General features: G+C 62.6%; 33 protein-coding genes and 1 pseudogene. 33 read left to right on the plus strand and 1 reads right to left on the minus strand.

Annotated elements, in window-relative coordinates:
- From tuf to VLR48_RS00430, 31 genes and pseudogenes are all read left to right on the plus strand, one after another.
- Positions 1-190 (plus strand): annotated as a pseudogene (tuf, locus tag VLR48_RS00280) (elongation factor Tu); the annotation flags it as partial.
- 4 nt (positions 191-194) lie between these two features.
- The gene (rpsJ, locus tag VLR48_RS00285; RefSeq protein ID WP_007191159.1) at positions 195-506 is read left to right on the plus strand and encodes a 30S ribosomal protein S10; all 312 of its coding nucleotides are present in this window, start codon (positions 195-197) and stop codon (positions 504-506) included.
- Positions 507-516: 10 nt separating this feature from the next.
- Complete coding sequence (rplC, locus tag VLR48_RS00290) at positions 517-1,167, plus strand: 50S ribosomal protein L3 (RefSeq protein ID WP_325289868.1); 651 nt, start codon at positions 517-519, stop codon at positions 1,165-1,167.
- Between the two features lie 6 nt (positions 1,168-1,173).
- Positions 1,174-1,785, plus strand: a complete 612-nt coding sequence (gene rplD, locus VLR48_RS00295; RefSeq protein ID WP_325289869.1) for a 50S ribosomal protein L4 — start codon at positions 1,174-1,176, stop codon at positions 1,783-1,785.
- The gene (gene rplW / locus VLR48_RS00300; protein WP_325289870.1) at positions 1,782-2,078 is read left to right on the plus strand and encodes a 50S ribosomal protein L23; all 297 of its coding nucleotides are present in this window, start codon (positions 1,782-1,784) and stop codon (positions 2,076-2,078) included. The genes rplD and rplW overlap by 4 nt, the downstream gene beginning before the upstream one ends.
- Before the next feature lie 32 nt (positions 2,079-2,110).
- Positions 2,111-2,938 carry a 50S ribosomal protein L2 gene (gene rplB / locus VLR48_RS00305; protein WP_093027484.1) on the plus strand — a complete coding sequence of 276 codons (828 nt, stop codon included), beginning with the start codon at positions 2,111-2,113 and terminating at the stop codon, positions 2,936-2,938.
- Between the two features lie 19 nt (positions 2,939-2,957).
- Positions 2,958-3,236 (plus strand): 30S ribosomal protein S19, encoded by a 279-nt coding sequence (rpsS, locus tag VLR48_RS00310; RefSeq protein ID WP_007191154.1) that lies wholly within the window; start codon positions 2,958-2,960, stop codon positions 3,234-3,236.
- 12 nt (positions 3,237-3,248) lie between these two features.
- Positions 3,249-3,581, plus strand: coding sequence for a 50S ribosomal protein L22 (gene rplV / locus VLR48_RS00315; RefSeq protein WP_093027486.1), 333 nt, complete (start codon positions 3,249-3,251; stop codon positions 3,579-3,581).
- A gap of 10 nt (positions 3,582-3,591) precedes the next feature.
- On the plus strand, positions 3,592-4,269 hold the full coding sequence (gene rpsC, locus VLR48_RS00320; RefSeq protein ID WP_093027488.1) for a 30S ribosomal protein S3: 678 nt from the start codon (positions 3,592-3,594) through the stop codon (positions 4,267-4,269).
- Positions 4,270-4,272: 3 nt separating this feature from the next.
- Entirely contained in the window at positions 4,273-4,686 is a 414-nt protein-coding gene (rplP, locus tag VLR48_RS00325) for a 50S ribosomal protein L16 (RefSeq protein WP_093027490.1), read from the plus strand.
- Positions 4,686-4,886 (plus strand): 50S ribosomal protein L29, encoded by a 201-nt coding sequence (gene rpmC / locus VLR48_RS00330; protein ID WP_296697198.1) that lies wholly within the window; start codon positions 4,686-4,688, stop codon positions 4,884-4,886. The genes rplP and rpmC overlap by 1 nt, the downstream gene beginning before the upstream one ends.
- Complete coding sequence (rpsQ, locus tag VLR48_RS00335; RefSeq protein WP_325289871.1) at positions 4,883-5,155, plus strand: 30S ribosomal protein S17; 273 nt, start codon at positions 4,883-4,885, stop codon at positions 5,153-5,155. Before rpmC ends, rpsQ begins: the two co-directional genes overlap by 4 nt.
- A gap of 92 nt (positions 5,156-5,247) precedes the next feature.
- A complete protein-coding gene (rplN, locus tag VLR48_RS00340; RefSeq protein ID WP_007191148.1) occupies positions 5,248-5,616 on the plus strand; it encodes a 50S ribosomal protein L14 in 369 nt (122 codons plus the stop codon).
- A 13-nt stretch (positions 5,617-5,629) separates the two neighbouring features.
- A complete protein-coding gene (rplX, locus tag VLR48_RS00345) occupies positions 5,630-5,947 on the plus strand; it encodes a 50S ribosomal protein L24 (RefSeq protein WP_325289872.1) in 318 nt (105 codons plus the stop codon).
- Between the two features lie 14 nt (positions 5,948-5,961).
- Positions 5,962-6,501, plus strand: a complete 540-nt coding sequence (gene rplE / locus VLR48_RS00350; RefSeq protein ID WP_093027498.1) for a 50S ribosomal protein L5 — start codon at positions 5,962-5,964, stop codon at positions 6,499-6,501.
- A 10-nt stretch (positions 6,502-6,511) separates the two neighbouring features.
- Positions 6,512-6,817, plus strand: a complete 306-nt coding sequence (gene rpsN / locus VLR48_RS00355; protein WP_093027500.1) for a 30S ribosomal protein S14 — start codon at positions 6,512-6,514, stop codon at positions 6,815-6,817.
- 105 nt (positions 6,818-6,922) lie between these two features.
- Entirely contained in the window at positions 6,923-7,318 is a 396-nt protein-coding gene (rpsH, locus tag VLR48_RS00360; RefSeq protein WP_093027502.1) for a 30S ribosomal protein S8, read from the plus strand.
- Between the two features lie 12 nt (positions 7,319-7,330).
- Positions 7,331-7,864 carry a 50S ribosomal protein L6 gene (rplF, locus tag VLR48_RS00365; protein ID WP_325289873.1) on the plus strand — a complete coding sequence of 178 codons (534 nt, stop codon included), beginning with the start codon at positions 7,331-7,333 and terminating at the stop codon, positions 7,862-7,864.
- Positions 7,865-7,878: 14 nt separating this feature from the next.
- On the plus strand, positions 7,879-8,235 hold the full coding sequence (gene rplR, locus VLR48_RS00370; RefSeq protein ID WP_325289874.1) for a 50S ribosomal protein L18: 357 nt from the start codon (positions 7,879-7,881) through the stop codon (positions 8,233-8,235).
- A 10-nt stretch (positions 8,236-8,245) separates the two neighbouring features.
- Complete coding sequence (gene rpsE / locus VLR48_RS00375) at positions 8,246-8,752, plus strand: 30S ribosomal protein S5 (protein WP_325289875.1); 507 nt, start codon at positions 8,246-8,248, stop codon at positions 8,750-8,752.
- Between the two features lie 3 nt (positions 8,753-8,755).
- Entirely contained in the window at positions 8,756-8,962 is a 207-nt protein-coding gene (rpmD, locus tag VLR48_RS00380) for a 50S ribosomal protein L30 (protein WP_007191140.1), read from the plus strand.
- A complete protein-coding gene (gene rplO / locus VLR48_RS00385) occupies positions 8,949-9,383 on the plus strand; it encodes a 50S ribosomal protein L15 (protein WP_325289876.1) in 435 nt (144 codons plus the stop codon). Before rpmD ends, rplO begins: the two co-directional genes overlap by 14 nt.
- An 18-nt stretch (positions 9,384-9,401) precedes the next feature.
- A complete protein-coding gene (secY, locus tag VLR48_RS00390) occupies positions 9,402-10,754 on the plus strand; it encodes a preprotein translocase subunit SecY (protein WP_325289877.1) in 1,353 nt (450 codons plus the stop codon).
- Positions 10,755-10,783: 29 nt separating this feature from the next.
- Positions 10,784-10,897: a 50S ribosomal protein L36 gene (gene rpmJ, locus VLR48_RS00395; protein ID WP_083829165.1), complete on the plus strand. Its 114-nt coding sequence runs from the start codon at positions 10,784-10,786 to the stop codon at positions 10,895-10,897.
- Between the two features lie 85 nt (positions 10,898-10,982).
- A complete protein-coding gene (rpsM, locus tag VLR48_RS00400; protein ID WP_093027517.1) occupies positions 10,983-11,339 on the plus strand; it encodes a 30S ribosomal protein S13 in 357 nt (118 codons plus the stop codon).
- A gap of 38 nt (positions 11,340-11,377) precedes the next feature.
- Entirely contained in the window at positions 11,378-11,767 is a 390-nt protein-coding gene (gene rpsK, locus VLR48_RS00405) for a 30S ribosomal protein S11 (RefSeq protein WP_120795541.1), read from the plus strand.
- A gap of 19 nt (positions 11,768-11,786) precedes the next feature.
- A complete protein-coding gene (rpsD, locus tag VLR48_RS00410) occupies positions 11,787-12,407 on the plus strand; it encodes a 30S ribosomal protein S4 (protein ID WP_093027519.1) in 621 nt (206 codons plus the stop codon).
- A 22-nt stretch (positions 12,408-12,429) separates the two neighbouring features.
- Positions 12,430-13,440: a DNA-directed RNA polymerase subunit alpha gene (locus VLR48_RS00415; RefSeq protein ID WP_325289878.1), complete on the plus strand. Its 1,011-nt coding sequence runs from the start codon at positions 12,430-12,432 to the stop codon at positions 13,438-13,440.
- Positions 13,441-13,476: 36 nt separating this feature from the next.
- Positions 13,477-13,869, plus strand: a complete 393-nt coding sequence (gene rplQ / locus VLR48_RS00420) for a 50S ribosomal protein L17 (protein WP_325289879.1) — start codon at positions 13,477-13,479, stop codon at positions 13,867-13,869.
- 70 nt (positions 13,870-13,939) lie between these two features.
- Positions 13,940-14,680, plus strand: a complete 741-nt coding sequence (locus VLR48_RS00425; protein ID WP_325289880.1) for an SAM-dependent chlorinase/fluorinase — start codon at positions 13,940-13,942, stop codon at positions 14,678-14,680.
- A 294-nt stretch (positions 14,681-14,974) separates the two neighbouring features.
- Complete coding sequence (locus VLR48_RS00430; protein WP_325289881.1) at positions 14,975-15,772, plus strand: tellurite resistance TerB family protein; 798 nt, start codon at positions 14,975-14,977, stop codon at positions 15,770-15,772.
- Between the two features lie 157 nt (positions 15,773-15,929).
- Here the strand turns inward: VLR48_RS00430 and VLR48_RS00435 are convergent, their stop codons facing one another.
- Complete coding sequence (locus tag VLR48_RS00435) at positions 15,930-17,333, minus strand: DEAD/DEAH box helicase (RefSeq protein ID WP_325289882.1); 1,404 nt, start codon at positions 17,331-17,333, stop codon at positions 15,930-15,932.
- Positions 17,334-17,449: 116 nt separating this feature from the next.
- On the opposite strand from VLR48_RS00435, the gene VLR48_RS00440 reads away from it, so the two are divergent.
- Positions 17,450-18,547 (plus strand): B12-binding domain-containing protein, encoded by a 1,098-nt coding sequence (locus tag VLR48_RS00440; RefSeq protein WP_325289883.1) that lies wholly within the window; start codon positions 17,450-17,452, stop codon positions 18,545-18,547.
- A gap of 69 nt (positions 18,548-18,616) precedes the next feature.
- On the plus strand, positions 18,617-19,041 hold a 425-nt coding region (locus VLR48_RS00445), incomplete at its 3' end, for a DNA gyrase subunit A (protein ID WP_325289884.1).

The following is a 19,041-nucleotide window of genomic DNA, read 5'->3' on the forward strand; positions in this document are numbered from 1 at the left end:
CTTCCGCACCACCGACGTGACGGGTGCCTGCGAGCTGCCCGAGGGCATCGAGATGGTGATGCCGGGGGACAACGTGAAGATGACGATCAAGCTGATTGCGCCGATCGCCATGGAAGAGGGGTTGCGCTTTGCAGTGCGCGAGGGCGGCCGCACCGTCGGTGCCGGCGTCGTCGCGAAGATCATCGAGTAAAGGCATGAACAACCAGAGAATTCGTATTCGCCTGAAGGCGTTCGACCATCGCTTGATCGATCAGTCGGCTCGCGAGATCGTCGATACCGCCAAGCGTACAGGCGCTCAGGTGCGCGGTCCGGTGCCGCTTCCTTCCAAGAAGGAGCGCTTCACCATCCTCGTCTCGCCGCACGTCAACAAGGACGCGCGCGATCAATACGAGCTGCGCACGCACAAGCGTCTGATGGATATCGTCGACCCGACCGACAAGACGGTCGACGCACTGATGAAATTGGATCTGGCCGCGGGCGTCGACGTCCAGATCAAGTTGAGCTGAGGACGAACCCATGGCGATCGGATTGATTGGGCGTAAGGCCGGCATGACCCGGCTGTTCAGCGAGGACGGAGACAGTATCCCTGTCACCGTCATCGAGGTGCAGCCGAACCGGGTCAGCCAGGTCAAGTCTGCCGAGACTGACGGCTACAGCGCGATTCAGGTCGCCTTCGGGAATCGGAGGGCCTCCCGCGTCACCAAGCCGATGGCCGGCCACTATGCCAAGGCGGGTGTCGAGGCGGGCGAGTGCCTGCGCGAGTTCCGTCTCGAGAGCGGCGAAGGTTCCGATCTCGCCGTCGTCTCCGAGATCTCGGTCGACATCTTTGCGCCCGGCCAGAAGGTCGACGTGCGGGGCGTGACCAAGGGTCGCGGCTTCGCCGGCGCGATCAAGCGGCATCACTTTGCCGGACAGGATGCGACGCACGGCAACTCGCTGTCGCATCGTGCCCCGGGCTCGATCGGCCAGAACCAGTCGCCGGGTCGTGTCTTCAAAGGCAAGAAGATGGCGGGCCATCTCGGCGCGGCCAATCGCTGCACGCAGAACCTCGAGGTCGTGCGCGTCGACGCCGATCGTCAGCTTCTGTTGGTGCGTGGCGGCGTGCCCGGTCCGACAGGCGGCCGGCTGGTCGTGTTGCCGTCCGTGAAGCACAAGAACAAGGGTTAAGCACTCATGGAGCTCACGATACGAAACGATGCCGGCGGGTCCAGTCTGCAGGTTGCGGACGCCGTCTTCGGCGTCGACTACAAGCCGGGTCTGATCCATCAGGTCGTCAACGCCTATCTGGCCGGCGCGCGCGCCGGGACCCGCGCGCAAAAGACGCGTGCCGAGGTTTCGGGCGGCGGTGCGAAGCCGTGGCGGCAGAAAGGCACCGGCCGGGCACGTGCGGGTAGCTCGCGCAGTCCCATCTGGCGCTCGGGCGGCGTGACCTTCGCCGCGAAGCCGCAGGACTACAGCCAAAAGGTCAACCGCAAGATGTATCGCGGCGCGGTGCGCTCGATTCTCTCCGAGCTGGTTCGCCAAGGGCGTTTGGTCGTCGTCGACGATCTGCGTGTGGAGGGTCCGAAGACCAAGGAGCTGCTGGCACTTCTGAAGCGCTACGAGCTCTCGAACGTGTTGATGCTGACCGACGGGCTCGACGACAACCTTTACTTGGCGTCGCGCAACATCCCGAAGGTCGACGTGATGGCGGTTCAGGACGTCGACCCGGTTAGTATGGTTGCGTTCGACACCGTGCTGGCCACCGAGGCGGCAGTGAAGTACTTGGAGGAGCGGCTGGCATGAACAACGAGCGTCTAATGAACGTCCTGTTGGCGCCGCTCGTCTCCGAGAAGACGAGCCGGGCCGGCGATCTCGCCGGTCAATACGGTTTCCGTGTTGCGACCGATGCGACCAAGCGAGAGATCGCGCGCGCCGTCGAGTTGATGTTCAACGTCAAGGTCGATGGTGTGCAGGTCCTGAACGTCAAGGGGAAAAACAAGCGGCACGGCCAACGCCTCGGCAAGCGCAACGACTGGCGCAAGGCTTATGTGCGTCTCGAAGCCGGCCACGACATCGACTTCGGCGGCGGCGCCTGAACGGGCCGGCCCACAGCAGCGGATAGACCAAGATGGCAATCGTAAAGACCAAACCGACTTCGGCCGGGCGGCGTTTCGTCGTCAAGGTGACGTCGCCCGAGCTGCATAAGGGCGCGCCCTACGCTCCGCTCGTCGAGAAGAAGACGAAGAATGGCGGGCGCAACAACCTCGGGCGCATCACCGTGCGTCACCAGGGCGGCGGGCACAAGCAACACTATCGCTTGGTCGACTTCAAGCGCAACAAGGAAGGCGTCCCGGCGGTTGTCGAACGGCTCGAATACGATCCGAACCGCACTGCGCATTTGGCCCTTTTGAAATATGCAGACGGCGAGCGGGCGTACATTATCGCCCCGAAGGGTCTTGCCGTCGGTGGCCGTGTCGAGGCCGGCGAGGCCGCGCCCATCAGTGCCGGCAACTGCATGCCGTTGCGCAACGTTCCCGTGGGCACCCAGGTGCATTGCATCGAGATGCGTCCCGGTAAGGGTGCGCAGATGGCGCGTGCCGCTGGAAGCTCGGCGCAGCTGGTTGCACGCGACGGCAAAAGCGCGACTCTACGGTTGCGTTCCGGGGAGATGCGCAAGGTCCACGTCGACTGCCGCGCCGTGATCGGCGAGGTCGGCAACAGCGAAAACAGTCTGCGTAAGCTCGGCAAAGCCGGTGCATCGCGCTGGCGGGGTGTGCGGCCGACCGTCCGCGGTGTGGTCATGAACCCGGTTGATCATCCGCATGGCGGCGGCGAAGGCCGGACCTCCGGCGGGCGTCATCCGGTGACACCTTGGGGCGTACCGACCAAGGGTCACAAGACACGCAAGAACAAGCGGACCGACGCGATGATCGTCCGACGTCGCGGACGCAAGTAAACAAGGCGAGGTTGAGCAAGTGCCACGTTCGATTCGAAAAGGACCCTTTGTCGACCACCATCTGATCAAGAAGGTCGAAGAGGCGGTCGCGCAAAACAGCAAGCGCCCCATCAAGACTTGGTCACGCCGTTCCATGGTGCTGCCCGAGATGGTTGGGTTGACCATTGCGGTCCACAACGGGCGTCTGCACGTGCCGGTGCTCGTCAACGAAAACATGATCGGCCACAAGCTCGGCGAGTTTGCATTGACCCGGACCTACCGGGGACATGCCGCCGACCGCAAGGCGAAGAAGCGCTAGCCGGAGATGGGTATGCGAGCCGAAGCAACACTGAAATATGCACGGGTCTCGGCCCAAAAGGCCCGGCTGATCGCGGACATGATCCGCGGGCGCGACGTCGAAGAAGCCCTGAATACCTTGACCTTCAGCACGCAAAAGAGCGCGCTGATCATCAAGAAGGTTCTGGAGTCTGCGGTCGCCAATGCCGAGCACAACGAAGGCGCCGACATCGACGAGCTGAAGGTCGCGTCGATCCAGGTCGACGAGGGCCCGACCATGAAGCGGATCCGTCCGCGTGCCAAGGGTCGTGCGAATCGGATCATGAAACGCACCAGCCACATCCGGCTGACCGTGGCGGAAGGTTAAGGGGACCAGTATGGGACAGAAAGTTCATCCAACCGGCATCCGCCTTGGCATCGTCAAGGACTGGACCTCGAAGTGGTACGCAACGTCGAAGGACTATGCGAATTTCCTGAATACCGACCTCGAGGTGCGGTCATTCCTGCGCAAGGAATTGGCCAAGGCATCGGTGAGTCGAATTCAGATCGATCGCCCGGCGAAGAATGCCCACATCACCATTCATACGGCGCGTCCGGGTGTGGTGATCGGCAAGAAGGGCGAGGATATCGATAAGCTGCGTGCGAAGGTCTCCAAGATGATGGGGATCCCGGTGCACATCAGCATCGAGGAGATTCGCAAGCCCGAACTCGACGCACAGCTGGTTGCCGAGGGTATCGCGCAGCAGCTCGAACGACGCATCATGTTCCGACGCGCCATGAAGCGTGCGATCCAGAACACGATGCGACTCGGCGCCGAGGGCGTGCGGGTCAATGTTGCCGGTCGGTTGAACGGTGCGGAAATTGCGCGCACCGAATGGGCGCGCGAGGGTCGAGTTCCGCTGCATACGCTGCGTGCCGACATCGATTACGGCTTCGCCGAGGCCCGTACCACCTACGGTGTGATCGGCGTGAAGGTTTGGATCTTCAAAGGCGAGGTGTTCGGTGATCAGCTCCCCGAGGAACCGGCGCCGAAGGCGTCCGCGAGAAGGGGATAAGTCATGCTGCAACCAAAACGCACAAAATTCCGCAAGCAGCACAAAGGCCGCAACCGTGGCCTTGCGCAGAGCGGCAACAAGGTCAGCTTCGGCGATTTCGGGCTGAAGGCGGTCGGTCGCGGTCGTCTGACGGCCCGGCAGATCGAAGCCGCGCGACGTGCCATCACCAGAAAGGTGAAGCGCGGCGGTAAGCTTTGGATTCGGGTCTTCCCGGACAAGCCCGTCTCGAAGAAGCCTCTCGAAGTCCGTATGGGTAAGGGTAAAGGCAACGTCGAGTACTGGGTCGCCCTGGTGCAGCCCGGCCTCGTGCTTTACGAGATCGAGGGCGTGACGGAAGAGCTGGCCCGCGAGGCGTTCGAGCTGGCCGCGGCCAAGCTCCCCGTGCAGACCACCTTTGAGAGACGGATGATCCTGTGATGAAGGCGAACGAGCTAAGAACGCGCAGCCCCGAGGACCTCCAGAAGGAGCTGATGAACCTGTTGCGCGAGCAATTCAACCTGCGGATGCAGAGGGGTACCGGTCAGCTGTCCAAGCCCTCGCAAATGAAGGCCGTACGTCGGGAGATCGCTCGCGTGAAGACGATTATGGGCGAGCAGAAGGCGGGTGCGACATCATGAGCGAAGAGACGACCAGCAATCCGAACAGCAACCGGACACTCGACGGACGAGTGACCAGCAGCGCGATGGACAAGACCGTCACGGTGCTCATCGAGCGCAAGGTCAAGCATCCCTTGTACGGCAAGTTCATGCGTCGCTCGACCAAGATTCATGCCCACGACGAAGAGAACGCCTGCTCCGAGGGCGATCTGGTCCGGGTCGAGCAGTGTCGTCCGCTGTCGAAGACCAAGACGTGGCGCTTGATCGAGATCATCGAAAAAGCCCGTTGAGACCGGTCGTGGACGCCCCGCTTTCGACTGGTCGCGGTGGGCGCCGAGAGAACAGGTCATCCGGGCAGCACAACAGGTTTAGGTAAACAACAATGATTCAGATGCAGACCGATCTCAGCGTCGCCGACAACAGCGGCGCACGGCGGGTGCAGTGCATCAAGGTGCTCGGCGGATCGCATCGGCGCTACGCAGGCATCGGCGATGTCATCAAGGTCACCGTCAAGGATGCCATTCCGCGCGGCAAGGTCAAGAAAGGCGATGTCTACAACGCGGTCGTGGTGCGTACGCGCAAAGGCGTGCGTCGTCCGGACGGCTCGACCGTGCGGTTCGACGGCAACGCGGCTGTCCTCTTGAACAACCAGCTTCAGCCGATCGGGACCCGCATCTTCGGGCCGGTGACGCGCGAGCTCCGCGGCGAGCGGTTCATGAAGATCATCTCGCTCGCGCCTGAAGTCTTGTAAGGGGGCGGGAGAGATGCAGAAGATCAAGAAGGGTGACGACGTCATGGTCATCACCGGCAAAGACAAAGGCAAGCGAGGCACGGTGTTGAAGGTGCTCGACAAGGATCACGTTCTGGTCGAGAACATCAACATTGCCCGGAAGCATCAGAAGGCGAATCCGCAGGTCGGCGAGCCGGGCGGGATCGTCGACAAGATGATGCCGATCCAGGTGTCGAACGTCGCGCTCTACAACCCGCAGAAAAGCGGCCCGGATCGAGTCGGTTTCAAGATTCTCGAAGACGGCCGAAAGGTGCGCGTATTCAAGTCGGACGGCGAAGTCGTCGACGCCTGACCGAAGGAAACGAGATGACCAGACTACAGAAAGATTACCAGGATCGCATCGTCGGCGAGTTGCGCGAGCGGTTCGGCTTCAAGAGCGTGATGCAGGTTCCTCGGATCGAGAAGATCACCCTCAATATGGGTGTCGGCGAGGCGATCGCGGACAAGAAGGTCATGGACAATGCCGTGGCCGATCTGCGTCTCATCGCCGGCCAGCAACCGATCGTGACCTTCGCGCGTAAATCCGTCGCGGGATTCAAGATCCGCGAGGGTTGGCCGATCGGCTGCAAGGTGACGCTGCGTCGCGAGCGGATGTACGAGTTCCTGGACCGTCTGGTCAGCGTCGCCATCCCGCGTATCCGCGACTTCCGCGGCCTGAGCGCGAAGGCGTTCGACGGACGCGGCAACTATTCGATGGGCGTGCGCGAGCAGATCATCTTCCCCGAGATCGACTACGACAAGATCGATACGCTGCGGGGTCTGGATATCACCATCACGACGACGGCGCGGACGGACGAAGAAGGGCGTGCGCTGCTCGAGGCGTTCCACTTCCCATTCCGCACCTGAGGTCGAGACGATGGCGAAAAAGAGTATGATCGCGCGCGATCACAAGCGCACCCTGATTGCAGCCCGCTTTGCCGGGAAGCGTGCGGCCTTGAAGGCCGTGATCAACGACCGCGGCGCAAGCGGCGAGCAAGTCGAAGAGGCGCTGGCCAAGCTGCAGCAGCTTCCGCGCGATGCCGGACCGACACGCCAGCAACGGCGCTGCCGGGTCAGCGGACGACCGCATGCGGTCTACCGCAAGTTCGGACTCTCGCGCAACAAGATCCGCGAGGCAGTGATGCGCGGCGATGCCCCCGGTGTCGTGAAGGCAAGTTGGTAGGCTAAGAATTTTGACCCCTACCGATGCGGTCAACCAGGCCGTGTCGGTTCATTGAAACCTGACGGGTATCGCACCGACGAGGTGGCCTGACCCCCGGAGAAGCCCATGAGTATGTCGGATCCGATTGCGGATATGCTGACGCGTATCCGCAACGGCCAGCAGCGCGGCAAGATCACGATCGCGATGCCTTCGTCCAAGCAAAAGGTCGCGATCGCGAACCTTCTGAAGGCCGAGGGTTACATCGCCGACGCGACCGTCGAGGCGAATGGCAGCAAACCCGAGTTGGTGGTCAAGCTCAAGTATTTCCGGGGTAAACCCGTGATCGAGCAGCTCACCCGTGTCTCGCGTCCGGGCCTGCGGATTTACCGCGGCAAGGACGACCTGCCCAAGGTGTGGGCGGGACTCGGGATCGCGATCGTCTCCACGTCCAAAGGCTTGATGACCGACCGTGCCGCCCGCCAAGCCGGGCACGGTGGCGAGATCATCGCCTACGTCGCTTAAGAGGATCCGATCATGTCACGAGTCGCAAAGGCGCCGATTGTCCTGCCGAAAGGTGTGACCGTCGAGATCTCGGGCCAAGACGTCAAGGTCAAGGGCTCGAAGGGAACCCTGGAGTGGTCCGTCCACCCCGCGGTGAATATTTCGCAAGTCGACGGTGAGCTTCGCTTCGCTCCAGCCGAAGGGCACGAGAACGCCTGGGCCATGGCGGGGACCACGCGCGCGCTGCTGAACAACATGGTGGTCGGCTGCAGTACGGGTTTCGTGCGCAAGCTCTCCTTGGTGGGCGTCGGCTACCGCGCGCAGGCGAAGGGCGATGTGCTGAACCTGAGCCTGGGTTTTTCCCATCCGATCGATTATCCGGTTCCCGCGGGCATCACGATCGAGACCCCGAGTCAGACGGAGATCGTCGTCGCGGGTGCCGACAAACAGCGCGTCGGTCAGGTTGCCTCGGAGATCCGAGGATTCCGGCCGCCGGAGCCCTACAAGGGTAAAGGCGTGCGTTACGCGGACGAAGACGTCCTGCGTAAGGAAGCCAAGAAGAAATAGGGGTCTCAGAAATAATGGACAAGAAACAAGCTCGCCTGCGTCGCGCGACGCGGGCACGGGCGAAGATTCGCGAGTTGGGTGTGTTCCGCCTGTGCATTCACCGCACCCCGCGTCACATCTACGCCCAAGTCATCGCGCCGGAAGGCAACCGCGTCGTGGCCAGCGCCTCGACGGTGGAGCCGACGCTTCGCGAAGCCATTCCGGGTCACAAGGGCAACATCGGCGCGGCGGCGACCATCGGCAAGGCGATTGCCGAGCGTGCTCTTTCCGTCGGCGTCGAGTCCGTAGCCTTCGACCGCTCCGGGTTTCGCTATCACGGCCGTCTCAAGGCGCTGGCGGATGCCGCGCGTGAGAACGGGCTGAAATTCTAGGGGTAAGAGCATGGCGAACTTCAATCCGAAGAACGAGGGGGATGATCTCCTCGAGAAGCTGGTCGCGGTCAACCGTGTCGCCAAGGTCGTCAAGGGCGGGCGCCAATTCGGTTTCGCCGCCTTGACGGTGGTCGGCGACGGCAAGGGTCGCGTCGGGTTCGGTCGCGGCAAGGCCCGCGAGGTGCCGGTCGCGATCCAGAAGGCGATGGAAAACGCACGCAAGAACATGATCGAGGTGAAGCTCAACGGCAACACCTTGCAATATCCGCTCAACGGTCGGCATGGTGCGGCGAAGGTCTTCATGCAGCCGGCATCCGAAGGTACCGGGATCATCGCCGGCGGCGCCATGCGTGCCGTCTTCGAGGTCCTGGGCGTCCAGAACGTGTTGGCCAAGTGCATCGGGACGAACAACCCGATCAACGTGGTTCGCGCGACGGTTCAGGGGCTACGGACCATGAACGATCCCGAGACCATTGCCGCGAAGCGCGGCAAGACGGTCGCCGAGATCCTGGGGTAGACGATGGCCGACAAAAAGATGATGAAGGTCAAGCTGGTGCGCAGCGTCCACGGACGTCTCGCCAACCACAAGGCATGCGTTCGCGGTCTCGGGCTGCGGCGTATGAACCACGTGGTCGAGGTCGAGGACACGCCCTGCACGCGCGGCATGGTGAACACCGTGTCTTACATGGTTTCGATCGTGGAGGAGTCTCGCGATGCGGCTCAATGATCTCAAGCCCGATGCGGGCAGTCGTCCCGCCGCGAAGCGCGTCGGTCGCGGCATCGGCAGCGGCCTGGGCAAGACCTGCGGTCGCGGCCACAAGGGACAGAAGTCCCGTAAGGGCGGTTTCCACAAGGTCGGCTTCGAAGGCGGTCAGATGCCGTTGCAGCGTCGCTTGCCGAAGGTCGGCTTCCGCTCGCGCACGGCGGCGACACGGGCCGAGGTTCGCCTGAGCGAGCTGTCCCGGGTCGAGGGCGACATGATCGATCTGCTCTCGCTGGTTCAGGCGCGTGTTCTGAGCCAGTCGATCAAGAGCGCGAAGATCATTGCTTCGGGTGAGGTCGGACGGGCCTTCACGGTTCGCGGCGTGGGTGTCACCAAGGGTTCCCGAGCCGCGATCGAAGCAGCCGGCGGCACGATCGAAGACTAGCTTAAAGGCGCGAATCGGATGGCTAAGAATGTCGGATCAATGGGACAGTCGCTCGGCGGTATGGGGCGTCTGACCGAGCTGCGGGCGCGATTGCTGTTCGTGGTCGGTGCCCTCCTGGTCTATCGCATCGGCACCTTCATCCCGGTACCGGGCGTGAATCCCGAGGCGCTGGCCATCCTGTTCGACCAAAACCAAGGCTCCATCCTGGACATGTTCAACATGTTCTCGGGCGGCGCCCTGGAGCGTGCGAGTCTCTTTGCGCTCGGGATCATGCCCTACATCTCTGCGTCGATCATCATGCAGTTGATGACCTCCGTGGTGCCGAAACTCGAGCAGCTGAAAAAGGAAGGTGAGTCCGGGCGTCGGAAGATCACCCAGTACACGCGCTACGGCACGGTCGTTCTGGCAACCTTCCAGGCCGTCGGGATCTCGATGGCACTGCAGGGGCAGACCGCCGGCGGCTCCGCCCTGGTGAGTCATGCGGGCATGGGCTTCGTCTTTACGGCGACGGTTTCGTTGGTCACCGGGACCATGTTCCTCATGTGGCTCGGCGAGCAGATCACCGAACGGGGCATCGGCAACGGCATCTCCTTGATCATTTTCGCGGGCATCGTCGCCGGACTGCCCTCTGCGTTGGGCGGGACATTGGAGCTGGCGCGCACCGGCGAGATGAACTCTTTGGCTGTGTTGGCTCTGTTCGCCATGGCGCTCGCGGTGACGGCCTTCGTGGTCTTCGTCGAGCGGGGCCAGCGGCGAATTACGGTGAACTACGCGCGGCGCCAGCAGGGCCGCAAGATGATGCAGGCACAGAGCACGCATCTGCCGCTCAAGCTGAATATGGCCGGCGTGATTCCGCCGATCTTCGCCTCGAGCATCATCCTGTTCCCCGGCACGCTGGGCCAATGGTTCGGGAGCAGCGAGGACATGCGTTGGTTGGCCGATATCACAGCGAAGTTGTCGCCGGGAGAGCCCGTTTACGTCTTGCTTTATGCGGCGGCAATTATCTTCTTTTGTTTTTTCTATACCGCCTTGGTCTTCAACGCCAAGGATACGGCCGACAATCTGAAGCGCTCCGGTGCCTTTATTCCGGGGATCCGGCCCGGCGAGCAAACGGCGCGGTACATCGACACCGTGATGACGCGATTGACCGCGGCAGGTGCGATCTACATCACCGCCGTGTGTTTGCTGCCCGAGTTTCTCATCGTCGGTTACAACGTGCCTTTCTACTTCGGCGGAACCTCTTTGCTGATTGTCGTCGTGGTGGTGATGGATTTCATGGCCCAGGTTCAAGCTCACTTGATGTCACATCAATACGAAGGCTTGATGCGGAAGGCAAACCTAAAGTCGCCGGGCGCCGGCATGTTGCGCTGAGTGGCGCTCGAGTCTGAAGGAGAGAACAAATGAAAGTGCGAGCATCTGTTAAAAAGTTGTGCCGGAACTGCAAGATCATCCGTCGCAACGGCACCGTTCGGGTCATCTGCAAGGATCCGCGCCACAAACAACGCCAGGGATAGGATCTCGGGCTTGATTGAAGGCAGCAGTTTGATATACTACGCGGTTTACCCGCTTGGCAATTTGGATTTCAGGGGTTTCTAAGCTATGGCCCGTATCGCCGGCGTCAATATCCCGGACAAGAAGCACGCCGTCATCGCGTTGACTTCGATTTATGGCATCGGCCGCGTGCGTGCCGCTGTGATCTGCGACGCCGCCGGTGTACCGCGCGATGCCAAGGTTCAGAGCCTCACGGAAGAAGAGGTCGACAAGCTCCGCAACGAGGTCGGTAAGTTCTCGGTGGAAGGTGACCTGCGGCGCGAAGTGTCGATGAACATCAAGCGTTTGATGGACCTCGGCTGCAACCGCGGCATTCGTCACCGTCGCGGTTTGCCGTTGCGTGGCCAGCGGACCCGCACGAACGCACGTACCCGCAAGGGTCCGCGTCGTCCCATCAAACGATAAGGGCGCTTGGGCGCAGCGAAAAGGCTGGATAACCTCGAATGGCTAAACCGACTCGTACTGTCAAGAAAAAGATCAAGAAGCAGGTGGCGGATGGGATTGCTCACGTCCACGCCTCGTTCAACAACACCATCATCACCATCACGGACCGCCAAGGCAACGTGTTGTCCTGGGCGACCGCAGGCGGCTCCGGGTTCCGGGGATCGCGCAAGAGTACGCCCTTCGCTGCGCAGGTCGCGGCGGATAAGGCCGGCCAAGCGGTCAAGGACTACGGTCTGCGCAACCTCGACGTCAACGTCAAGGGTCCTGGTCCGGGTCGTGAGTCCGCGGTGCGTGCACTCAACAACGCCGGATTCAAGATCACGAGCATCACCGACGTGACGCCGATCCCGCACAACGGCTGCCGCCCGCCCAAAAAGCGGCGCGTCTGACACAGGAACAGGTAGAGACATGGCACGTTATACAGGCCCAACCTGCAAACTCGCACGGCGCGAGGGGACCGATCTCGCCCTGAAGAGTCGCGCGCGCTCGCTGGACACCAAGTGCAACCTCGAGAAGCAGCCCGGACAGACCACTGACCGTCGGCGTCGGCTCTCGGATTACGGTGTTCAGCTTCGCGAGAAGCAGAAGGTTCGCCGTATCTATGGACTGATGGAGCGTCAGTTCCGCAACTATTACAAGAAGGCGGCTCAGGCCAAGGGTGCAACCGGTGAGAACCTGTTGCAGCTCCTCGAGCGCCGCCTCGACAACGTCGTGTACCGGATGGGTTTCGGCGCCACGCGCTCCGAAGCGCGTCAATTGGTCAGCCACAAGGCCATCTTGGTCAACGGCCGCGTCGTGAACATCGCCTCCTACCAGGTCGGCGCCGATGATCACGTCGAGGTCCGAGAGGTCGCGAAGAAGCAGGTGCGCGTCCAGAACGCGTTGGCGCTCGCCGAGCAGTACGGCTTCCCCGATTGGGTCGAGGTCGATACCAAAGGTTTCAAGGGCGTCTTCAAGCGTATTCCGGATCGCTCGGACCTGCCGGCCGACATCAACGAATCGCTGATCGTCGAGTTGTACTCCAAGTAAGGAGCTTCGTGAGGGGCACTGAATGACTGACGCTATTGGCGAATTTCTCAAACCGCGCATCGTACGGGTCGAGGCGGTCGACGGCAGCTCGACGCATGCCCGGGTTTCGCTGGAGCCGCTCGAACGCGGCTTCGGGCATACCCTCGGCAACGCGCTGCGCCGTATTCTCTTATCCTCGATGGACGGCTGGGCGGTGACGGAGGTCGAGATCCAGGGCGTCTTGCACGAGTACACCACGATCCCCGGCGTTCAAGAGGACGTTCTCGAGATTCTGCTGAATCTTAAGCAGCTCGCCATCTCGCTCAAGGGCAAGGACGAGGCGACCTTTTCGGTGAGCAAGACCGGTCCGGGTGTCGTGACCGCCGCGGACATCGCGATCGATCACACCGCCGAGATCGCCAACCCCCGTCTGGTCATCGCGAACATGACCGAGGGCGAGTTGAGCATGTCGATGACGATTCGGCGCGGGCGCGGTTACGAGCCGGCGACACAGCGCGAGCTCGACGAGGGCGAGGATCGCCCGATCGGTAAGCTGCCGCTCGATGCGTCCTACAGTCCGGTTCGGCGGGTCTCGATCGAGGTCCAGTCCGCGCGCGTCGAGCAGCGCACCGACTTGGACCGGCTTGTCATCGACCTGGAGACCAACGGGACCATCGACCCGCGCGAGGCGATTCAACGGGCGGCGACGATTCTCCGCGATCAGTTGTCCAGCTTCGTCGCCCTGGAAGGTTCCGGCCCGTCGGATACGCATGTCATGGAGGCGCGGGACGAGTCGCCCTACGATCCGATTCTGCTGCGTCCGGTCGACGATCTCGAGCTGACCGTTCGCTCAGCGAACTGTTTAAAGGCCGAGAACATCTATCTGATCGGCGACTTGATCCAGCGGACCGAGGTCGAGCTTCTCAAGACGCCGAATCTCGGCAAGAAGTCGCTGACCGAGATCAAGGACGTGCTCGCGACACGCGGACTCTCGCTCGGGATGCGTCTCGAAAACTGGCCGCCGGACAATATCGCCGAGCTCGGCATTCGCTAACGCTTTTCGATTCAAGAACTATTCGGGATTAGGACCATGCGTCATCGCAATGCCGGAAGGCACCTCAATCGCACCGGCTCGCACCGCGAGGCCATGTTTCGCAACATGGCGGCGTCGTTGTTTCGCCATGAGCTGATCAAGACCACGCTGCCCAAGGCCAAGGAGCTGCGGCGGGTTGCAGAGCCTTTGATCACGCTGGCAAAGAGCGATTCCGTTCACACCCGTCGCCTCGCCTTTGCGCGGCTGCGCGACAAGGAAGCGGTCGGCAAGCTCTTTGTCGAGCTGGGACCGCGCTACCAGACCCGTCCGGGCGGCTATCTGCGTATCCTCAAGTGTGGCTATCGCGCCGGCGATGCCGCGCCGATGGCTTACGTCGAGCTCGTTGACCGCCCCGCAGACGCAGTGGCCGTCGAAGCCGACGAGGATTGAATTGCGGTTTGATGCGTTCGTATCCGAAAGCCGGGCTGTTGCCCGGCTTTTTTGTTGACTGATGTTGCCGATGCGGCGTCTTGTTCTCGTCACCGATTTCGGCGACGGCATCTATGTCGGGCAGATGCGCGCTCGGCTCGGTGATCTCCTCCCCGGGTTTCCGGTCGTGGATCTCGTTCACGACCTCCCGCCGTTCCGCGCCGATCTGGCCGCCTATCTCTTGCCTGCACTCGTGCGCGACATGCCTTCCGGCTCGATCTATGTCTGCGTCGTAGATCCGGGTGTCGGGGGTCCGCGCGACGGGCTTCTGGTCCAAACGCGCGACTCCTGGTTCATCGGCCCCGACAATGGGTTGCTGGTCCCGCTCGTGCATTGCGCCGAGGATGCCGTCGTGAATCGGATCGGCTGGTCTCCATCGGAGTTCTCGGCGAGCTTCCATGGACGCGACTGGTTCGCTCCCGCTGCGGCACGCTTGGCGGTCGGTGCGGACCTTCAGCTCTGCGCGATCGATCCGGGCGACATGGTCGGGTCGGACTGGCCGAAGGAACGCGCTGCGGTCGTTTACGTCGATTGTTTCGGGAATCTGATGACCGGGCTTCATGCGGCGGGTCGACCGAAGACACACGCGCTGCAGGTCGGGGAACGACGTCTCCGGCATGCTCGGACCTTCTGCGAGGTCGCATCCGGCGAGGCGTTTTGGTACGAGAACGCCTTCGGACTCGTCGAGATCGCGGTCAATCTCGCTCGAGCGGATCACGAGCTAGGCCTGTCTCCGGGCGATCCCATCGGTCCCTTCCTGCTCCTCGGGTGAAGCAAGCCTCGCAGACGCCGATGCGCCCCTCCGTCCTCCGTCCTGCTGCTTTGGCCATGATTGCCCAGAAAATTTGTCGCTTTTCCAGCGGCCCCGATGACCTATAGTATGGTGGCGGTGTCGAGGCGGGGTGTCCGTCGAACACCCGATGTTGCCTTTATGTTTTATTCTTCAAGCTTCGAATAGACCCCTGCACCCTTCGCGGTATTCCGGACCCGGCCCGCTTCGATTGGCGGCGGAGGGCCGGGAGTGCGCGACGAGCGATCCATCCATCCATCCCTATCGGAGAACGACATGGCCAACTTCGGCGATCTACTCGGTAGCTTCATTCAGAACAACATGGCGAAGTCCGGCTCCGGCCGGATGGGGAACGCGCTGCAGGATCTTCAGGCAAATCTCGGTCGGATGGCAGGCGGTCAGGGCGGGGGTAGCGGCGCGGGCGGCAATATGCTCGGCGGTCTCCTCGAGATGGCCAAGGGTACCCTGGGCAACGCCTCGCAAAATCCCATGCAGGCCGGCGGAATCGGCGCCGTGCTCGGGTCGGTCTTGGGCGGAGGCGGAAAGTCGGTGAAGGGCGCCGTGACCGGGGGTGCGCTGGCGATGCTGGCCGGGATCGCCTACAAGGCATTCACAGAATCGGGTCAAGCGGCTCAGGCCTCGGGGATATCCTCCGCGAGCGGAGCGGCCGAGTTGCCGCTGGGCCTCAGGGCCCCGCAGACTGCGGCGGAAGAGCAGGCCATGGAGAACACCGCGCAGTTGATCATCAAGGGCATGATCAACATCGCCAAGTCGGATGGTCAGGTGAGCGTGGACGAAATCCAGCGCATCGTCGGAAAGATCGAGGCCGCCGATATGGGTGCGGACGCACAGGAGTGGTTGATGACGGAGCTGCGTCAGCCGCTGAATCTCGATGCCTTCGTGGCCGAGATCCCGAACCCCGCGGTGGCTGCCGAGGTCTATGCAGCATCCCTGCTTGCCGTGGAGGTGGACACCCCGCAAGAGCAGGACTATCTCCGCGACTTTGCCGAGAAGGCCGGACTGCATCCGCTCGTCGTGCAACACATCCACCAGTCGATGGGCGTTGCGATCTGAAGACGCCGAATCGGGTCTTGCGGGGGAGATACCGTGATAGGCACGACACCTTCGGTTCCCTGCTGTCTCGTTCCGTGCCTCCGTGCCTCCGTGCCTCCGTGCCTCCGTGGCCAAGACTGCTCGTTGCCCGCGCCCGAGACCGACTCGGGCACGCGGGTCAGTCCTTCGCCCCGTCGTGTTGATCGGGTTCGGGTTTGGGGTGCGCTTGAGCGGTCCGTCTCTTCCCGAGCGGTGCATGACCGGCCTCGACCCCGATTTCGCTTCCGGCAAGTGATTTGGGCATGCGTCGTTTGCCGATGTTCTTGCGGTCGCGCAGACGGTCTTTCGGTTTCGGCGCGGCGACCTTCGCGGCGACCGCCTTCGCGCCGGTCTTTTTCGCACCCTTCTTCGCGCCCGAGCGTTTGGTCGCCCCCCCTTTGTATGATGCCTTGAGCCCTTCGATGCTGCGACGCTCGAGGCCGAGATTCAGATAGCGCTCGATGCTCTCCAGTCGATTCCATTCGGAGGCCCCGACCAGCGAGATGGCCACACCTTGCTCGCCGGCCCGGCCGGTGCGCCCGGTGCGATGGAGATAATCGTCCCCGCTGCGCGGCAGGTCGAAGTTGATCACCCGCTGGACGCCCGGGATGTCGAGCCCGCGCGCGGCCACATCGGTTGCGATCAGGACGTTGATACGCCCGCTGTGGAGCAGCCCGACAACGCGATTGCGCTCGCGCTGCTCCAGCTCGCCGTGCAGCACGGCGACGCGTTGCCCCTCGCCCATCAGGGAGTTGCCGAGCGCCGTTGCGCCGTCGCGGGTATTGGTGAAGACCAGCGCCTTCTCGTAGGTCTCGTTGCGGAGCAGCCAAAGGAGCTGCTGCTGTTTGTGCTCCGGCCCGTCGCTCAAGATGACCTGATTGGTGATGTCGGGGTGCTGCTCGCGGACTGGATTGACGGTCAGCACGCGCGGCTCGCGCAGCAGGCGATCGGTGATGCGGCTCAAACCACGATGGTGTAGCGTCGCCGAGAACAACATGGACTGGCGCGCCGGGTTGGTGCGGCCGATGATCGTCAGGACATCGTCGACGAAGCCCATGTCGAGCATGCGGTCGGCCTCGTCGAGGACCAGGATCTCCAGGTCGCTCAGGTCGGCCTCGCCCAATTCCAGAAGCTCCAATAAGCGACCGGGCGTCGCCACCAGGATCTCCGGGTTCTTGCGCAAGGTCGCGATCTGATGCCCCTTTGAATCGCCGCCCGTGATCACGCCGTTGTTCAGGCGGGTGTAGCTCCCGATACGCGTGAAATGCACATGGATCTGGCGGGCCAGCTCGCGGGTGGGCACCAAGATCAAGGCGCGCGTTCCGCTGTCGGAGCGCGGCGCGCCGACCAGGCGCTCCATGATCGGCAGCAGAAAGGCGGCGGTCTTGCCCGAGCCCGTCGCGGCCGAGACCAAGAGATCCAGACCCTCCATGGCGGCCGGAATCACCTGCGCCTGGACCTCGGTCGGGGTCTCGAAGCCCTCTTTCTCCAGTCCGCGCATGAGCACGTCCGGAAGTAAAAATTCAGCAAAGTTCCTGTTCATGGGCGTCACGATACACCAAATACGGGCCTTCGCGGCAGGCGGGCTGCCTCGCTGCGCACGCTCCACGATAGCCGATGTCGAACTTTACTCGACGGTACAGCGCTTCGGAGACCTTCATGCTTACCCTCGACCCCGTGCTTCCGACGGTTCCTCCACGCGCCGCGGATAGCTTCGATGCCAATGCGCGGTCCATGGCCGGTCGCGTCTCCTATCTGATGGCTCGACATCCCAACCTGGACGCCTTCCTCAATGGGCTGCCCTTTCGGCTGATCGAGTCGAACCATCGCAATCACCCCGCCTTCATGTCCGAGGTCTTGAGGACCAACAACCTCGACCTGTTGATGGCCACGCTACCCCGGGTCTATTACGCCTATGCGAATCAAGGCCTCTCGGTCGACTACTTTGCCGCCGATCTGGCGATCTGGGTCCAGGTGATCGGTGAAATTCTGCCCGAGGAGGATGTCGAAGCGATCCTGCCGATCTACCGTTGGATCCTGCGGGTGCAACCGGAGACTGTCGATGCGGCCGCGCACTACAGGTCCGAACCGGCCCTGGTTTCCGCGGATCACGCGGCGGTCTATGCCGAGATCCTGGAGCGCCTGATCGCGGGCGATCATCCGGCGGTCATCGAGCGTTGTCGGTCCCTCCTGCAGGGCGGGATGACGTTTTCGCATCTACTCCAGTCGATCTTCTACCCGGAGATGGTGGAGATCGGCGTAGGTTGGGAGCAGGGCCGCCTCTCGGTAGCGATGGAGCACCAAGCGACCGCGATGGTGTACCGCATCTTGTCCGCCTTGGCCGACTGCGAGGCGGCCGTGGTTTGGGCCAGAACGCTGGAGGAGAGCTACTGTCGCGTTTTCTCAGCAGCGGGAGCGAGGAGCTGTTGGACATCGAGCCGGGTCTGCCCCATCGCACGCCCGTTGCACGTGTCTTCCAGACCCCCTGACCAGTCTCGCCAATCGACGTTTCTTCATGGAGCGACTGGAGGACGGGATTGCGCGGGCGCGCATCGCGGGTGCGCCGCTGTCGCTCATCATGATGGTTGGGGCGCGCAGACGATCTGCTGTATCGGGCGAAGAGCGGCGGACGCAATCAGGTCGTCATCGAAACGACCGCTGCCATGTCCGATCGCCCCTGAAACAGGGCGCATCGGCGACAAAGTGGCCGTTATGGATGGGGCGGGGGTGCTCCGCGTGGTAAACTTCACGGGCTAAACCATCAGTACAAACGCGGCCCGTCCCGGTGCTCCGCGCGGCAAGCCTCAACGTCGGTTCACCACGCCCATGGCAGATTTCGCGAGAGAAGTTCTACCCATCAATCTCGAGGACGAGATGCGTCAGTCCTACCTCGATTACGCCATGAGCGTGATCGTCGGACGCGCGCTTCCCGATGTCCGCGACGGACTCAAACCGGTTCACCGGCGCGTCCTCTTCTCGATGAGCGAGCAGGGCAACGTCTGGAACCGTGCCTACCGTAAATCCGCCCGCGTGGTCGGCGACGTCATGGGTAAATACCACCCGCACGGCGACTCGGCCATCTACGACACGATGGTCCGCATGGCGCAACGCTTCTCGATGCGCTACCTGCTGGTGGACGGGCAGGGCAACTTCGGCTCGGTCGACGGCGACTCCGCCGCGGCAATGCGATACACCGAAGCCCGCATGGCCAAGCTGACCCACCAGTTGATGGCCGACATCGACAAGGACAC

The organism is Thiocapsa sp., assembly GCF_035467215.1.
Classification (GTDB): Bacteria; Pseudomonadota; Gammaproteobacteria; order Chromatiales; family Chromatiaceae; genus Thiocapsa.

Bases quoted from the DNA above. Each gene is read 5' to 3' on its own strand.
- rpsJ (WP_007191159.1), top strand. From the start codon at position 195: ATGAACAACCAGAGAATTCGTATTCGCCTGAAGGCGTTCGACCATCGC.
- rplC (WP_325289868.1), top strand. From the start codon at position 517: ATGGCGATCGGATTGATTGGGCGTAAGGCCGGCATGACCCGGCTGTTC.
- rplD (WP_325289869.1), top strand. From the start codon at position 1,174: ATGGAGCTCACGATACGAAACGATGCCGGCGGGTCCAGTCTGCAGGTT.
- rplW (WP_325289870.1), top strand. From the start codon at position 1,782: ATGAACAACGAGCGTCTAATGAACGTCCTGTTGGCGCCGCTCGTCTCC.
- rplB (WP_093027484.1), top strand. From the start codon at position 2,111: ATGGCAATCGTAAAGACCAAACCGACTTCGGCCGGGCGGCGTTTCGTC.
- rplV (WP_093027486.1), top strand. From the start codon at position 3,249: ATGCGAGCCGAAGCAACACTGAAATATGCACGGGTCTCGGCCCAAAAG.
- rpsC (WP_093027488.1), top strand. From the start codon at position 3,592: ATGGGACAGAAAGTTCATCCAACCGGCATCCGCCTTGGCATCGTCAAG.
- rplP (WP_093027490.1), top strand. From the start codon at position 4,273: ATGCTGCAACCAAAACGCACAAAATTCCGCAAGCAGCACAAAGGCCGC.
- rpmC (WP_296697198.1), top strand. From the start codon at position 4,686: ATGAAGGCGAACGAGCTAAGAACGCGCAGCCCCGAGGACCTCCAGAAG.
- rpsQ (WP_325289871.1), top strand. From the start codon at position 4,883: ATGAGCGAAGAGACGACCAGCAATCCGAACAGCAACCGGACACTCGAC.
- rplN (WP_007191148.1), top strand. From the start codon at position 5,248: ATGATTCAGATGCAGACCGATCTCAGCGTCGCCGACAACAGCGGCGCA.
- rplX (WP_325289872.1), top strand. From the start codon at position 5,630: ATGCAGAAGATCAAGAAGGGTGACGACGTCATGGTCATCACCGGCAAA.
- rplE (WP_093027498.1), top strand. From the start codon at position 5,962: ATGACCAGACTACAGAAAGATTACCAGGATCGCATCGTCGGCGAGTTG.
- rpsN (WP_093027500.1), top strand. From the start codon at position 6,512: ATGGCGAAAAAGAGTATGATCGCGCGCGATCACAAGCGCACCCTGATT.
- rpsH (WP_093027502.1), top strand. From the start codon at position 6,923: ATGAGTATGTCGGATCCGATTGCGGATATGCTGACGCGTATCCGCAAC.
- rplF (WP_325289873.1), top strand. From the start codon at position 7,331: ATGTCACGAGTCGCAAAGGCGCCGATTGTCCTGCCGAAAGGTGTGACC.
- rplR (WP_325289874.1), top strand. From the start codon at position 7,879: ATGGACAAGAAACAAGCTCGCCTGCGTCGCGCGACGCGGGCACGGGCG.
- rpsE (WP_325289875.1), top strand. From the start codon at position 8,246: ATGGCGAACTTCAATCCGAAGAACGAGGGGGATGATCTCCTCGAGAAG.
- rpmD (WP_007191140.1), top strand. From the start codon at position 8,756: ATGGCCGACAAAAAGATGATGAAGGTCAAGCTGGTGCGCAGCGTCCAC.
- rplO (WP_325289876.1), top strand. From the start codon at position 8,949: ATGCGGCTCAATGATCTCAAGCCCGATGCGGGCAGTCGTCCCGCCGCG.
- secY (WP_325289877.1), top strand. From the start codon at position 9,402: ATGGCTAAGAATGTCGGATCAATGGGACAGTCGCTCGGCGGTATGGGG.
- rpmJ (WP_083829165.1), top strand. From the start codon at position 10,784: ATGAAAGTGCGAGCATCTGTTAAAAAGTTGTGCCGGAACTGCAAGATC.
- rpsM (WP_093027517.1), top strand. From the start codon at position 10,983: ATGGCCCGTATCGCCGGCGTCAATATCCCGGACAAGAAGCACGCCGTC.
- rpsK (WP_120795541.1), top strand. From the start codon at position 11,378: ATGGCTAAACCGACTCGTACTGTCAAGAAAAAGATCAAGAAGCAGGTG.
- rpsD (WP_093027519.1), top strand. From the start codon at position 11,787: ATGGCACGTTATACAGGCCCAACCTGCAAACTCGCACGGCGCGAGGGG.
- VLR48_RS00415 (WP_325289878.1), top strand. From the start codon at position 12,430: ATGACTGACGCTATTGGCGAATTTCTCAAACCGCGCATCGTACGGGTC.
- rplQ (WP_325289879.1), top strand. From the start codon at position 13,477: ATGCGTCATCGCAATGCCGGAAGGCACCTCAATCGCACCGGCTCGCAC.
- VLR48_RS00425 (WP_325289880.1), top strand. From the start codon at position 13,940: ATGCGGCGTCTTGTTCTCGTCACCGATTTCGGCGACGGCATCTATGTC.
- VLR48_RS00430 (WP_325289881.1), top strand. From the start codon at position 14,975: ATGGCCAACTTCGGCGATCTACTCGGTAGCTTCATTCAGAACAACATG.
- VLR48_RS00435 (WP_325289882.1), bottom strand. From the start codon at position 17,333: ATGAACAGGAACTTTGCTGAATTTTTACTTCCGGACGTGCTCATGCGC.
- VLR48_RS00440 (WP_325289883.1), top strand. From the start codon at position 17,450: ATGCTTACCCTCGACCCCGTGCTTCCGACGGTTCCTCCACGCGCCGCG.